The organism is Micromonospora sp. WMMD1076, from assembly GCF_029581475.1.
Lineage (GTDB): Bacteria > Actinomycetota > Actinomycetes > Mycobacteriales > Micromonosporaceae > Micromonospora > Micromonospora aurantiaca.
Window position 1 is genome coordinate 5,772,272 of record NZ_CP120862.1, and the last position, 13,359, is coordinate 5,785,630.

The 13,359-nt window shown below is 74.0% G+C and carries 13 protein-coding genes; 7 read left to right on the forward strand and 6 right to left on the reverse strand.

Translation table 11 applies throughout. The features are described 5' to 3' along the window. Window positions 1–5: 5 nt before the first annotated feature. Together O7622_RS25950 and O7622_RS25955 are read right to left on the reverse strand one after the other, a co-directional pair. Entirely contained in the window at window positions 6–1,151 is a 1,146-nt protein-coding gene (locus O7622_RS25950; RefSeq protein ID WP_282310764.1) for a polysaccharide pyruvyl transferase family protein, read from the reverse strand. Between the two features lie 74 nt (window positions 1,152–1,225). Next, window positions 1,226–1,357 carry a hypothetical protein gene (locus tag O7622_RS25955; RefSeq protein ID WP_282310765.1) on the reverse strand — a complete coding sequence of 44 codons (132 nt, stop codon included), beginning with the start codon at window positions 1,355–1,357 and terminating at the stop codon, window positions 1,226–1,228. A 129-nt stretch (window positions 1,358–1,486) separates the two neighbouring features. On the opposite strand from O7622_RS25955, the gene O7622_RS25960 reads away from it, so the two are divergent. Beyond that, the gene (locus O7622_RS25960) at window positions 1,487–2,419 is read left to right on the forward strand and encodes a phosphotransferase (RefSeq protein ID WP_282310766.1); all 933 of its coding nucleotides are present in this window, start codon (window positions 1,487–1,489) and stop codon (window positions 2,417–2,419) included. 105 nt (window positions 2,420–2,524) lie between these two features. Here the strand turns inward: O7622_RS25960 and O7622_RS25965 are convergent, their stop codons facing one another. Beyond that, entirely contained in the window at window positions 2,525–3,739 is a 1,215-nt protein-coding gene (locus tag O7622_RS25965) for an ROK family transcriptional regulator (RefSeq protein WP_282310767.1), read from the reverse strand. Between the two features lie 140 nt (window positions 3,740–3,879). Here O7622_RS25965 and O7622_RS25970 point away from each other — a divergent pair, with 140 nt between their 5' ends. Continuing rightward, window positions 3,880–4,383 (forward strand): SigE family RNA polymerase sigma factor, encoded by a 504-nt coding sequence (locus O7622_RS25970; RefSeq protein WP_282310768.1) that lies wholly within the window; start codon window positions 3,880–3,882, stop codon window positions 4,381–4,383. After that, a complete protein-coding gene (locus O7622_RS25975; RefSeq protein WP_282310769.1) occupies window positions 4,380–5,723 on the forward strand; it encodes a hypothetical protein in 1,344 nt (447 codons plus the stop codon). The genes O7622_RS25970 and O7622_RS25975 overlap by 4 nt, the downstream gene beginning before the upstream one ends. Before the next feature lie 69 nt (window positions 5,724–5,792). Here O7622_RS25975 and O7622_RS25980 read toward each other — a convergent pair whose 3' ends face one another. Beyond that, window positions 5,793–6,668: a universal stress protein gene (locus O7622_RS25980; RefSeq protein ID WP_282310770.1), complete on the reverse strand. Its 876-nt coding sequence runs from the start codon at window positions 6,666–6,668 to the stop codon at window positions 5,793–5,795. A gap of 104 nt (window positions 6,669–6,772) precedes the next feature. Between O7622_RS25980 and O7622_RS25985 the strand changes: the two genes are divergently transcribed. Then, on the forward strand, window positions 6,773–6,973 hold the full coding sequence (locus O7622_RS25985; RefSeq protein ID WP_282310772.1) for a hypothetical protein: 201 nt from the start codon (window positions 6,773–6,775) through the stop codon (window positions 6,971–6,973). A 1-nt stretch (window position 6,974) separates the two neighbouring features. Here the strand turns inward: O7622_RS25985 and O7622_RS25990 are convergent, their stop codons facing one another. Both O7622_RS25990 and O7622_RS25995 read right to left on the reverse strand, forming a co-directional pair. Further along, entirely contained in the window at window positions 6,975–7,772 is a 798-nt protein-coding gene (locus O7622_RS25990; protein ID WP_282310773.1) for an alpha/beta hydrolase, read from the reverse strand. Between the two features lie 52 nt (window positions 7,773–7,824). Then, window positions 7,825–8,409: an XRE family transcriptional regulator gene (locus O7622_RS25995; RefSeq protein ID WP_091421325.1), complete on the reverse strand. Its 585-nt coding sequence runs from the start codon at window positions 8,407–8,409 to the stop codon at window positions 7,825–7,827. Between the two features lie 80 nt (window positions 8,410–8,489). Between O7622_RS25995 and O7622_RS26000 the strand changes: the two genes are divergently transcribed. From O7622_RS26000 to O7622_RS26010, 3 genes are all read left to right on the forward strand, one after another. Continuing rightward, entirely contained in the window at window positions 8,490–9,458 is a 969-nt protein-coding gene (locus O7622_RS26000) for an NAD(P)/FAD-dependent oxidoreductase (RefSeq protein WP_282310774.1), read from the forward strand. 58 nt (window positions 9,459–9,516) lie between these two features. Continuing rightward, window positions 9,517–11,364: a glycoside hydrolase family 15 protein gene (locus tag O7622_RS26005; protein ID WP_282310775.1), complete on the forward strand. Its 1,848-nt coding sequence runs from the start codon at window positions 9,517–9,519 to the stop codon at window positions 11,362–11,364. Window positions 11,365–11,563: 199 nt separating this feature from the next. After that, entirely contained in the window at window positions 11,564–13,315 is a 1,752-nt protein-coding gene (locus O7622_RS26010; RefSeq protein WP_282310776.1) for an ABC-F family ATP-binding cassette domain-containing protein, read from the forward strand. Window positions 13,316–13,359: the final 44 nt, after the last annotated feature.

The following is a 13,359-nucleotide window of genomic DNA, read 5'->3' on the forward strand; positions in this document are numbered from 1 at the left end:
CCGGCTCACAACGCGTGCGTCAGCGTGCGGGCCCGGATGCTGTCCAGCACGCTGCGGGTCACCTGCGAGGTGCCGCGCGCCTGCTCGCAGACCTCAGCGACCCGGCGTGCGGTCTCGTCGGCCCGGGCCGCCCGTTCGTCCCATAGCCGGTCCACCTCGGCCAGCAACGGGCCCTCCACCTCCCGCTCCACGCCGCGCAGCGCCGGCACACCGAGCCGCTGGGCCAGGTCGAAGACCTTTCCGGCGTACGGCAGCGGCAGGAACGGCGTGCCCATCATGGCCGCGAAGATCAGGAAGTGCAGCCGCATGCCGACCGCGAGGTCGAAGTGGCGCATCAGCCCGAGGATCTGCGCCGGACGGTAGTCGCCGTGCAGGATCCGGCCCCGGTCGGCGGCGGTCATGTGCGACAGCACGCCGTGCGAGTGCCGGATGTCGTCGCGTTCCATCGGCACGAACAGCACGTACGCGTCGATCCGGTGCACCAGGAAGTCACCGATCTGGGCGAGCAGGCGGTGGTAGCCGTCCACGTCGAGCCGTTCGGCGGCCCGGCCCGGTTCGCGCACGCTCAGCCCGACCAGCCGGGAGCCGGCCGGGACGCCCTCCTCACGCAGCCACTGCTGGGGGAACTCCTCCGGTTCGAGCAGGAACGCCGGGTCGGCGGTGACGGTGATCGGGTTGACCAGGCCGGCCTCCTCCAGCACCATCCGCGACTCCTGGTCGCGCACTGTCACCTCGACGGCCTGTGCCAGCGTCTCGCGCACCATGCCGCTGTCGAGCGTGTCGGTGAGGGGGCCGACCCCTACCGCGTACGTGATCAGCGGCAGTCCTCGCTCCTGGGCGACCCGGACCACCCGCAGGTAGCGCCGGGCCTCCTTGTCGTAGAGGATCCCGCCGCCGCCGAGGATGAGCAGGTCGAGCTGGTTGAGCACCGGGGACGAGTCGACCCGGCTGACGCCCTCCCACGGCACCGCCTCGACCTCGGGGTGGGCCAGCGCGGTGTGCGCCGGGTTGCGGGAGAAGACGATGATCCGGGCATGGGGCTCGTGGCGGCGCAGATCGTCCAGCAGACCGGTGAGGATCGCCTCGTCGCCGAGGTTGCGACCGCCGTAGGAGCCGAGCACGCCGATGGTCAGTCCGGTGCGTTCCCTCATCCGTTGCTCCTTCCCAGGGGCGTCCGCGCCAGGGTTCCCGCTGGCCGCCCCGGGTTAACGCACGGCGAGGAGGCTCAACCGGTGGCGTCGCCGGCCAGACGGGAGACGAGGGCCGAGACCACCCGATCGGTGCCGAACCCGGCGTCGATCGAGGTGGCGAGCAGGTCGAGCAGGGGCCCGTCGACCGTGTGGTGCAGCAGCGCCACCTCGTACGGCGTGGCGCAGCGCCCGCCCGAAGTCGGCGCGCCCGTCCGACACCGGCGTGGTCGTCCCGCACTACACGGGCAACGATTAACCCGGTTGCCCGGACGGCGGGCGGCACGCACCGTGGAACGGTGACGAAGACCCGGCTGCACTGGCACGAACTGCCCACGCACGTCCGCGACGGGGTCGAGGCCGTCCTCGGCGACCGGGTGGTCGCGGCGCGGTCCCAGCCGGGCGGCTTCTCCCCCGGCACCGCCGACCGGGTCCGTACCGCAGGCGGTGGCCGGGCCTTCGTCAAGGCGGTCAGCCCGGCGCAGAACGACCGCAGCCCCGACCTGCACCGCGCCGAGGCCCGGATCGCTGCCGCCCTGCCGCCGGACACGCCCGCGCCCCGGCTGCTCGGCAGCTACGACGACGGCCACTGGATCGCGCTCGTCTTCGCCGACGTGGAGGGCCGGCACCCGGCCACCCCGTGGCGGGGCGACGAGCTGGCTGCCGTGCTGTCCACACTGGAGACGATGGCCGCCGCGCTCACCCCGGCGCCCGCAGCCGCGACCACACCCACCGCCGCCGAACGGCTCGCAGGCGACTTCGGCGGCTGGCGGCGCCTCGCGGCCAGCCCGCCGCCCGACCTCGACCCGTGGGCCCGGTCCCACCTGCCCGAGCTGTGCGCCGCCGCCGACCGGGGGCTGGCCGCGCTCGGCGGCGACACGCTCTGCCACGTCGACGTGCGCGCCGACAACCTGCTGCTCGGCCCGGACGGATCGGTCACAGTCGTCGACTGGCCCTGGGCCTGCCGCGGGCCCGCCTGGCTGGACACGCTGCTCACAGTCGTCAACGTGCAGGTGTACGGCGGACACGACCCGGACGCCCTGCTGGCCGCCCGAGCGGTGACCGCCGACGTGGACCCGGCCGACCTGACCGGAGTGCTCGCCGGCTTCACCGGGTTCTTCCTCGACGGCGCCCGCCAGCCCCCACCACCCGGCATCCCGACCGTACGGGCATTCCAGCGCCTCCAGGGCGACTCCCTCCTCCCGTGGCTGACCCACCGCCTAAAGCCCTGACCCACCCACCCCACCCCGGCGATCTTGCAGTTGCGGTCCCCGGGATGCCCCTCTTGGCACGCTTTGTGAGGGCCGAAACTGCAAGGTCAACGGGCGCGCACGGGGTTACCGGCGGGCCGGGGTGCCGAGGGGGTCGGCGAACAACGGGGCGAAGCCCAGTTCGGCGGCGCCGATCAAGGTCGCGTCGTAGCCGAGCGCCGACACGCGCAGGCGGGCCTTGTCCCGCGAGATCGGCAGCACGTTGGCGGCGATCCGGCTGCGGACGTGGGCGGCCGAGGCGGGAAAGACCTCCTGGAGCGTGCCCCCGAAGATCACCACGCCGGGGTTGAACAGGTTGATCACGTTCGCCACGCCGATGCCCAGCCAGTCACCGATGTGCCGCAGCGCGTCCCGGGCGGCCGGTTCCCCCTGAGCGGCGGCGGCGACCACAGCGCGTACCGCCTCGCGCCCCTTCTCCCGCTCCGGGCGGCCGGCGACGTCGAGCAGCGCCCGCTCCCCCACCTCGGCCTCCAGGCACCCGCGCGAGCCGCAGCCGCAGGGCCGCCCCTGGTACGGGTTCACGAGCATGTGCCCGACCTCGGAGGCGTACCCGCCGTCGCCGTCGAGCAGTTCGCCGCCCACGATGATCCCGCCCCCGACGCCCACGTCACCGTGCAGGTAGACGAGGTTCCGCACGCCGACACCGGCACCGCGCTGATGCTCGGCCAGCGCTCCGAGGTGCGCCTCGTTGCCGACCAGGACCGGCAGGCCCAGATCCAGCCGCCGGGCCAGTTCGGCGCCGAACGCCTGGTCGACCCATCCCATGTCCGGTCCGAACCGGACCATGCCGTCGCCCGGCCGGATCATGCCGCAGTAGGAGGCGCCCACGCCGACGCACACCGACCCGGGTGGCGCGGCGTGGTGCAGCGCCCGCCCGAAGTCGGCGAGCACCGAGACCACGGAGTCCAGGTCGGCCCCGGCCCGAGGCCGCTCCGCCTCCAGCCGCGCCGCCACCACACCGCCGAGCCCGACGCGGGCGGCCACGAGCCGGTCCACAGCGATGTCGAAGGCGAGGACGTAGACGGTGTCGGACGCGGGACGCACCACACGCGAGGGACGCCCGGCCCGTCCACTTCCGGCGGACGTCACCTCGCGGACCAGGCCGGCCGCCGCGAGTTCCGCCGTCAGTGCCATGACCGTGCTGCGGTTGACGCCCATCCAGTCGGCCAGCTCGACGCGCGTGACCGGGCCGGTCAGGTGGACGCGCCGCAGCAGCGCGCCGAGGTTGAGCCGGCGGCTGTCCCCCTGCGCGTGCCGGTCTGCTGCCAGACCTTTCAGCATCGACCACTCCGTCGGACGGCGACTGGCTCGTGGCCCGAGGATAGTTCCCGCACATCGACGGGTGCCAGCGCCCGCCGACGGGACGGCCGTCTCAACCATCCTGGGCCCGACCGGCGTTCATTGCGGGTGAGGGGGTGGGCATGTCGGAGTCGTTCCGCGAGTTCGTGGTGCAGCGGTCACCCGCGTTGTCGCGGACCGCGTACCTGCTGACCGGCGATCACCAGCTCGCCGAGGATCTGTTGCAGAGCGCGCTGGCCCGCAGCTACCGCCACTGGCGGCGGATCCGGGACGGGGATCCGGAGGCGTACGTGCGCCGGGTCATGTACCACCAGCAGGTCTCCTGGTGGCGCCGTCGACGGGTGGCCGAGCGGCTGGACGCGACGCCGGCCGAGCGCGGCGGCGGCGACCACACCGACGAGACGGCGTTGCGGCTGAGCGTGGTGGCGGCACTGCGGCGGCTCACCGCGCGGCAGCGGGCCGTGGTGGTGCTGCGGTACTACGAGGATCTGACCGAGGCGCAGGTGGCCGAGGTGCTGGGCTGCTCGGTGGGCACCGTGAAGCGGCACGGGCACGACGCCGTACGCCGGCTCCGCGATCTGGCCCCCGAGCTTCTGGAGCGGACTCCGGAGAGGAGCGAGCGGTGAGCGTACGGCTGCGGGAGGCGTTGCGGGAGGCGGCGGCCGGGGTGCCCGCGTACCCGGTGCACGACCGGGCGGTGCGGACCGCGCGGCGCACGCGGTGGCGGACCGCCGCGGTGGTCACGGCGGTGCTGGCGCTGGTGGCAGCAGTGCCGCTGACGGTACGCGGGGACGGCCGGGCCGCGCCGGCGGGCGCGGGCGGGGCGGCGCTGCCGGACCGGCTCGGGCTGCCGCCGTTCGGCGTGTTGCGGGCCACCGACCGGCCCGCGCTCGGCCCGGCGTCGGTGGTGTTCAGCGGGCAGGCGCGAGGGCTCACCGGCCTGTTCGACGAGAACGGCACTGTCGGCATCGTCGGGGCGGACGCGGACCGGTACCGGACGTGGACGGTGGGCTTCGAGGCCCCGGCCGGGGAGGGAGTGCTGCTCTCCCCCGACGGACGGTTCCTCGCGGCGCCCGACGGGTCGCCCACCAGCCCCGGCGTGGACGTGATCGACCTGGCCGGCGGCACGGTGCGGCGGTTGCCCAGCCTCCGGCCGGGCAGTGTGGGGACGGCACCGGCCGGGTGGGCGCCGGACGGGTCCGCGCTGGCGGTCGTGGACACGACACCGGCGGATCCGGAGCGCAGCTCGTACGTCAACACGCTCAGCCTGGTGCGGCTGGACACCGGCCGGGCGGTCCGCCTGCTGGAGACCACCCACGTGCCGGGGTTCGGCTCGCCGGTGGCGTTCGCCGCCGACGGGTCGCGGCTGGCCTACCAGGTCGGCACGAAGGTCCTCGTGAGCAGCGTGGACGGGCGGCAGATCTCCTCGTTCGCGCTGCCGCCCGACACCGCGCTCGCCGGCAAGGGGGCCTGGCTACCGGACGGCTCGCTGGCGCTGGTCGCCCACGAGGCGTCGGGCGACCGGTGGCGGCTGCGCCGGGTCGGCACCGACGGGCGGGAGCTGCCGCCGCCCGCGCTGGCCGCCGTCTCGGGCGTGGCGGCGATCCGGCTGCTCGGCTGGCTGCCGAACGGGAGCGCGTGGGTGGTCGCGTACCGGCCCGAGCCGAACGCGCCGGCCCGGTACGCCGACGGCTTGGCGATGGACCAGCGGACCGCGTACGGCAACGTGCTGTCGGTCCGAGTTCTGAGCCTGGCACCGGGTGCCGCCGCCCCGGTCACCGTGCTCACCGCGCCAGATCAGGTGCTCGCCGTCGACGTGGCGGACTCGGTGGTGCGCGCCGGCCGGGTCCGCGAGGCCGATCCGCCGTCGGGCCCGGGCGGCCGGGCGTGGTGGGGGGCGGGCCTGGTGGCGCTGGCGCTCGGCGGCCTGGCGGCGTACCGGCGGCTGCGCCGCGCGCGTCGGTGACGCGGGTGGAACGTCACGGGTGTCTCCCGGGCGGGGAGACACCCGTGACGTTCCAGTCGGCGCGGAGGGTCACTCGGCTTCGCGGACCGGGCTCTGCGGCACCACCATCACCGGCCGGTGGGTGCGGTGCAGCGTGGCCATGGCGACGCTGCCGAGCAGGATCTTGCGGACCGCCGTGCGGCCGCGCGAGCCGACCACTGCCACGCTCGCCTTGCGCTCGGTGGCGACGGCGGAGAGCGCGTCGGCCACCGCGCGGCCCGGAGCGCCGCCGCCCGCGCGGACGCGCACGGTGGTCACCGGCTGCCCGTCGACGGTCTCCGGCGCATCCCCCTCGTCGCCGTCGACGGCGACCAGGACGACCTCACGCTCCGGGAAGAGACGACGGGCGGCGGCGAGCGCGGCCTCGGATCCGGCCGAGGCGTCCCAGCCGACCACCACCGGCCCGGCGGCGAGCGCGTCGTACTCGTCGGTCAGCAGCGGGTGCGGCACGACCAGCACGGGACGCGGGCTGTAGTGCACGGCCATGTCGGAGACGCTGCCGAGCACCGCGCGGGCGCCGCCGAGGCCCCGCGAGCCGAGCAGCAGCACGTCGGCCTGCTTCTCGTCGGCCAGCTCGGCGAGCCGGAGCCCTTCGCCGCCGTAGCTGCGGCACACGAGCGGCTCCGCGTCCCAGCCGGCGGCCCGGCCCAGCATCACGCCGACCGCAGTCATCCGGTCGGCCTCCCGGCCGCCCTCGCGCTCGATCGCCTCCACGAACACGTTGATGTTTCGGGTGCCGGTCCAGAGCCGCTTGCGCAGTTCCTCGCTGGCGAACGGGGGCGTCCACAGATGCCCGATCCACGCGTGCGCGCCGGGGAACAGCAGCGCGCCCACCTCGATGGCGGCGCTAGCGGCCGGAGACCCGTCGTACCCCACCACCACTTGCCTGCCGTGCTCGTCGCTCACCGCACCCAACCTCTCTCACCGACGACATCTCACAAGATCGTATCCGGGCCCGGGCCGGATCCGAGCCGGATCATCCGCCATGGAATCATCGGTACGCTGGGCGGATGAGCACCCCGGACCGGTCGTACCTACTCGACCACACCAGCCACGTGTTGCGTACCCGGGTGGCGGCGGCGCTCGCCGAGACGGGCGACATGGACAAGACGACGATGGTGGTGACCGTGGACGCGCTGGAGGGGCTGGCCGCCGGTCACCTGCGCCCGCGCACGGCGGAGCGTGCCGACGCCCCGGTGCTCGTGGGGTGAGTCAGCCGGGGGCACGCGCCGGATGGGTGAGGAACGGCAGCACCGCCGCCGGCAGGGCGGGCGAGGCCACCACGTCGTAGTGGGTGAGCCCGGGTAGCACCGCGAGCCGGGACGCGGGCCGGTCGGCGCCGTCGCCGCCCGCGTCCCGGTGGCCGCCGCCGAGCAGGCCGAAGAACTCCGCCGCGTGACTCACCGGGATCTCGTCCGCGTCGGCGAGGACCAGCAGCACCGGCATCGGCAGCGCGGCCACCTCGGCGGACCAGTCGTAGTCCCGTCGCAGCAGTTCCCCGCTGCGGGCCCAGAGCAGGGGCCAGTCCTGCGGGCGGGGCGCGACCCGCGCGTACCGCTCGTACGGCGGGGTGCCGCGCGTGCGCTCGGCGGCGTGCTCGTCGTGGGTGGACATCGCGGCCAGCGTCTCCGGGTACCAGCCGCGCCGCCGGAACGGCGTGGAGACGAGCACCAGGCGGCGGACCAGGGCGGGGTGCTGGATCGCGGTACGCAGGGCCACCCCGCCGCCGAGCGAGTAGCCGAGCACGTCGGCCCGTGGCAGGCCGAGGTGGCGCAGCAGCCCGGCCATGTCGTCGGCCATCGACTCGTACCGCAGCGGCCGGTCCAGACCGCCGGTGCGGCCGTGGCCCCGCAGGTCCACGGCGATCAGGCGGCGGCGCGCGCCCAGCGCCTGCCGGACCGGCGCGAACGTCTCCGTCGACCCGTATCCGCCGTGCAGCAGGACCAGCGGCTTGCCGGTGCCGTACTCCTCGTACCAGATCCGCAGCCCGCCGACGTCCGCATAGGTCACCCGCCGATCGTCGCGCCCCCGGCGCCGTGGCGGGCGCGTTCGCGGACGCCGCTCAGCGGGACGCGCGGGGGCGGGCGCGCAGGTGGGCGCGTTCGCCCTGGCTGCCGAAGAGGCTGAGGAACTCCACCCCCTCGCTGTCGGCGCGGCCGAACCAGTGCGGTACGCGGGTGTCGAACTCGGCCGCCTCACCGGGTTCGAGCACCAGGTCGTGCTCGCCGAGCACGAGCCGCAGCCGCCCGTTGAGCACGTAGACCCACTCGTACCCCTCGTGGGTCTTCGGCTCGGGCTCGGACCGCCCGCCGGCCGGGATGATCAGCTTGTACGCCTGGATGCCGCCGGCGCGGCGGGTGAGCGGCAGCATGGTCATCCCGAACGCGGCGACCGGCCGCAGGTGGACGCGGGGGTCGCCGGTGGGTGGGGCGCCGACCAGTTCGTCGAGCGTGACGCCGTGCGCGCGGGCCAGCGGGAGCAGCAGTTCCAGCGTCGGCTTGCGGCCGCCGGACTCCAGCCGGGACAGCGTGCTCACCGAGATGCCGGTGGCGGCGGAGAGGTCGGTGAGTGTGGTCTCGCGCTCGCGGCGGAGCGCGCGCAGCCGGGGGCCGACCGCGTCGAGGGCCTGGTCGAGGTCGTCGTCCATGTCCGCAAGTTTGCCACATCAGCAAGAGCGTTTGCAGTTCTGCCGGGTCCGGTCGCAGTCTGGCCGGGGAGGTGGTCACGATGACCGAGAACTACGAGGTACTGGTGGTCGGCGGCGGCGCGGCCGGGCTCAACGGCGCGCTCATGCTGGCCCGGGCACGCCGGTCGGTGCTGGTGGTGGACGGGGGCGAGCCCCGCAACGCGCCCGCCGACGGTGTGCACGGCCTGCTGGGGCAGGACGGCGTGCCGCCGGCCGAGCTGCTGGCGCGCGGCCGGGACGAGGTACGCCGCCACGGCGGACACCTAACCGAGGGCCGGGTCGAGACGGTGGACCGCGACGGCACCGGGTTCGAGGTGGCGCTCGCCGACGGCCGCCGGGTGCGCGCCGGCCACGTGCTGGTCGCCACCGGACTGGTCGACGAGCTGCCGGAGGTGCCCGGCCTGCGCGAGCGCTGGGGACGGGACGTGGTGCACTGCCCGTACTGCCACGGCTGGGAGGTGCGTGAGCGGCCGATCGGGGTGATCGGCAGCGGCCCGATGTCGGTGCACCAGACGCTGCTGTTCCGGCAGTGGAGCGACGACGTGGTCTACCTGCGGCACACCGCGCCACCGCTCACCGACGAGCAGGCGGAGCAGCTCGCCGCGCGCGGCGTACCGGTGGTCGAGGGCGAGATCGCGGCCGTCGAGACCGCCGGGGACCGGCTGGCCGGGGTACGCCTGCGCGACGGCCGCACTGTCGGCCGCGAGGTGCTCACAGTCGCGCCCCGGATGGTCGCGCGCACCGGCTTCCTGGCCGGGCTGGGCCTGCGCCCGCAACCGCACCCCAGCGGGATGGGCGAGTACCTGCCGGCCGACGGGTCGGGCCGTACCGATGTCCCCGGGGTGTGGGTCGCGGGCAACGTGACCGACCTGTCGGCACAGGTCGGCGCGGCCGCGGCGGCGGGTGCCCGGACCGCGGCGATGATCAACGCGGACCTGGTGCAGGCGGAGACCCGCCGGGCGGTCGAGGCGCGGCGCGCGGGAGGGTGGGTGACCACGAATCACCCCTAACCTGACAATTCTTCCCTTAGGTTGAGTCGGAGAGGGCAGTCGGAACCTGGGGGGCGATGTGAAGGGCTATCCGGCGATCGAGGATCACGGGCTCATCGGCGACCTCCAGACCGCCGCACTGGTGACCTGTGACGGCACGGTCGACTGGTTCTGCGCGCCGCGCTTCGACTCGCCGAGCATCTTCGCCGCGCTGCTGGACAAGGACAAGGGCGGCTTCTTCCAGATCGCCCCGCACGATGTCCGGTACGTCACCAAGCAGCTCTACCTGCCCGGCACACCGATCCTGATCACCCGGTTCATCAGCGCCGACGGCGTCGCCGAGGTGATGGACTTCATGCCGGTCACCGGCGAGCGGGTCACCGACTCGCACCGCCTGGTCCGCATGGTCAACATGGTGCGCGGCAGCATGCGCTTCCGGGTGGAGTGCCGCCCCCGGTTCGACTACGCCCGCGAGCGCCACGAGGTGGAGCGGCACCGCAACGGCTACCTGTTCCGCAGCCCGTCATCGACGCTCTCCTTCAACCCGATCGACCCGGTACGGCAGCTCTGGGCCCAGACCGGCGAGATCCGCGTGGAGGACGGCGACCTGATCGCGTACGGCACGCTGAAGGAGGGCGACACCGGCGGGGTGATCCTGGAGACGGGCAGCGACGAACCCCGGATCATCCCGCCGGAAGAGGTCCAGGGCATGTTCGAGTGGACCCGGGACTACTGGCGGCGCTGGGTCGAACGCTCCCGCTACACCGGGCGCTGGCGGGAGATGGTCGAGCGCTCGGCCATCACACTCAAACTCATGACGTACGCGCCGACCGGCGCGATGATCGCCGCGCCGACCGCCGCGCTGCCGGAGCTGGTCGGCGGCACCCGCAACTGGGACTACCGCTACACCTGGGTACGCGACACCTCGTTCTCGGTGCACGCGCTGCTCGGCCTCGGGTTCACCGAGGAGGTCAGCCGGTACATGAACTGGCTGGACGAGCGCATCCGCGAAGCGGGCGACCACCAGGACCCGTTGAAGATCATGTACCGGGTGGACGGCTCCTCGGACCTGCACGAGGAGGTGCTCGACCACCTGGAGGGCTACCGGGGCTCCCGCCCGGTTCGGATCGGCAACGGCGCGGCCGACCAGCTCCAGCTCGACATCCACGGCGAGGCGCTCTACGCCATGCACCTCGCCGACGAGCAGGGCATCCGGGTGTCGCACCAGGTGTGGAAGAGCACCGTGCGCCTGGTCGACTGGCTCTGCCACAACTGGGACAAGCGCGACGCCGGGATCTGGGAGAGCCGGCACCACCCCCGCAACTACACGTTCGGCCGGGTGATGTCCTGGGTGGCGCTGGACCGCGCGATCCGGCTGGCCAACCGCACCGGCCGGCCCGGAGACATGAGCTGCTGGACCGAGCAGCGCAACCGGATCTACAACCAGGTCATGGCCCGCGGCTTCCACCGGGAACGCGGCAGCTTCGTGCAGGCGTACGACGAGAACGTGCTCGACGCCGCCCTGCTCTACATGCCGGCGGTCGGCTTCGTCACGCCCAGCGACCCGCTGTGGCTGTCCACCCTGGAGTCGATCGAGCGGGATCTGGTCTCGGACAGCCTCGTCCACCGGTACGACCCGCTGCACTCCCCCGACGGGCTGCCCGGCCACGAGGGCACGTTCAACATGTGCACGTTCTGGTACGTCGAGGCGCTGGCCCGCTCCGGCCGGCTGGACGACGCCCGGCTCACCCTGGAGAAGATGTTCACCTTCAGCAACCACCTCGGCCTCTACGCCGAGGAGATCGCCTCCACCGGTGAGCAGATCGGCAACTACCCGCAGGCGTTCAGCCACCTCGCGCTGATCAACTCGGCGCTGGCGGTGAACGACCTGCTCGACGCCGAGGCCGACGCCCGCCTCCGCCGGTAACTCCGGTGATCTCCGGCCCGGCCCCGGGTAGGATTGCCCCATGAGGTTCCACGCCACCGTCATGAAGCCCTGGTCCCTCCGCTGACGGCGGCAGGGTGACCGGCTTCTTCTGACGTACCAGCTCTGCTCCGCCGTCCTGGCGTTCCCGCCGGGCGGTGTCCTCGCGCTGCCCGGCTCCACGACGAGCCGAGAGCGGACTGTGAACAACCTCGACCACGTTTCTTCTTCCCCATCCACCTCAGGCGGTTCGCTGCCCGCCGGGCACCGGGCGCACGTCCGGGCCGACGGCGTCCGCGTCGTACGCGGCGGCCGGGTCGTGCTGTCCGACGTCGGCGTGACCGTCTCCGCCGGATCCCGCCTGGCGGTCGTCGGCGAGAACGGCCGCGGCAAGACCACACTGCTCCACGTGCTGGCCGGCATCCTCGCGCCCGACCAGGGCACCGTGGAACGGCTGGGCACGATCGGCGTCGCCCGGCAGAACCTGGAGGCGCGCAACGGCGAGACGGTGGGCACGCTCGTCCACGGGGCGATCCGGGAGTCCGAACGCGCACTGCGGGCGCTGGACGACGCCGCCGACGCGCTGGCCGAGGGCCGGGCGGGCGCGGACGACGCGTACGCCACAGCGCTCGACGCGGCGACCCGGCTGGACGCCTGGGACGCGCAGCGTCGCGTCGACGTGGCGCTGGCCGGTCTCGACGCCTGCCCGGACCGGGACCGCCCGCTGGCGACGCTGTCGGTCGGCCAGCGCTACCGGGTCCGGCTGGCGTGCCTGCTGGGGGCCCGGGTCGACCTGCTGATGCTGGACGAGCCGACGAACCACCTCGACGCGGACAGCCTGGCCTTCCTCACCGCACGGCTGCGCGAGCACCCGGGCGGCGTGGTGCTGGTGACCCACGACCGCGCCCTGCTGCGGGACGTGGCCACGGAGTTCCTCGACCTCGACCCCAGCGCGGACGGCCGCCCGCGCCGCTACGCCGGGGACTACACCGCCTGGCAGGACGGGCGCCGACGCGACTTCGCGAACTGGGTACGCGACCACGAGGCGCAGCAGGCCGAGCACCAGCGGCTGGCCGACGCGGTCCGGGAGGCACAGGGCCGGCTCAGCACCGGCTGGCGTCCGGAGAAGGGTCACGGCAAGCACCAGCGCCAGTCCCGTGCCCCCGGCCTGGTCCAGGCGCTACGACGCCGGCAGGAGGCGCTCGACGAGCACCGGATCACCGTCCCGGAGCCACCGCAGCCGCTGCGCTGGCCGCCGCTGGACACCCGGGCCGGACTGCCGATCCTGCGGTGCCACGACGTGACGGTGACCGGGCGTCTGCGTACCCGGGTCACGCTCACGCTCGACGGCGGGGACCGCCTGCTGGTGACCGGGCCCAACGGCGCGGGCAAGTCGACGTTGCTCTCCGTGCTGGCCGGCGACCTCGTGCCGTCGACCGGCGAGGTCCGTCACCCGTCCGGCGCGCGGGTGGCGTACCTCGGTCAGGAGGTGCCCGACTGGCCGCCCCTGATGCTCGCCCACGACCTGTACGAGCAGCACGTGGGCCGGTTGCGCTCCATCGGGCGCCTCGGCTCCGGCACGGCCCTGCCGCTGGGCGCGACGAACCTGCTCGACGCCGAGGCCCGGCGTACCCCGGTCGGCCGGATGTCGCACGGACAGCAACGGCGGCTGAACCTGGCGCTGCGCCTGGCCGAACGTCCCGACCTGCTGATCCTCGACGAACCCACGAACCACCTGTCGGCACCGCTGGTCGACGACCTCACCGCGGCCCTGCTGACGACCAGGGCCGCCGTGGTCGTCGCCACCCACGACCGGCAGATGCTCCACGACCTCGCGGCCTGGCCGGCACTGCCGCTCACCGCCCCGGCCCCCGCGCGGCGGGTGACGTCGTTCGTTCCTCCCGCGACGCGGGGGCGTTCAGTCACGGAGACTGACGCCCGGCCGGAAGACTGATACCTCTCGTCACCACTTCTCACCCCGGCTGGCGCTGTCCCCGC

Bases quoted from the DNA above. Each gene is read 5' to 3' on its own strand.
- O7622_RS25950 (WP_282310764.1), bottom strand. From the start codon at position 1,151: ATGAGGGAACGCACCGGACTGACCATCGGCGTGCTCGGCTCCTACGGC.
- O7622_RS25985 (WP_282310772.1), top strand. From the start codon at position 6,773: ATGAGCACCCCGGACCGGTCGTACCTACTCGACCACACCAGCCACGTG.
- O7622_RS25965 (WP_282310767.1), bottom strand. From the start codon at position 3,739: ATGCTGAAAGGTCTGGCAGCAGACCGGCACGCGCAGGGGGACAGCCGC.
- O7622_RS25995 (WP_091421325.1), bottom strand. From the start codon at position 8,409: ATGGACGACGACCTCGACCAGGCCCTCGACGCGGTCGGCCCCCGGCTG.
- O7622_RS25970 (WP_282310768.1), top strand. From the start codon at position 3,880: ATGTCGGAGTCGTTCCGCGAGTTCGTGGTGCAGCGGTCACCCGCGTTG.
- O7622_RS26000 (WP_282310774.1), top strand. From the start codon at position 8,490: ATGACCGAGAACTACGAGGTACTGGTGGTCGGCGGCGGCGCGGCCGGG.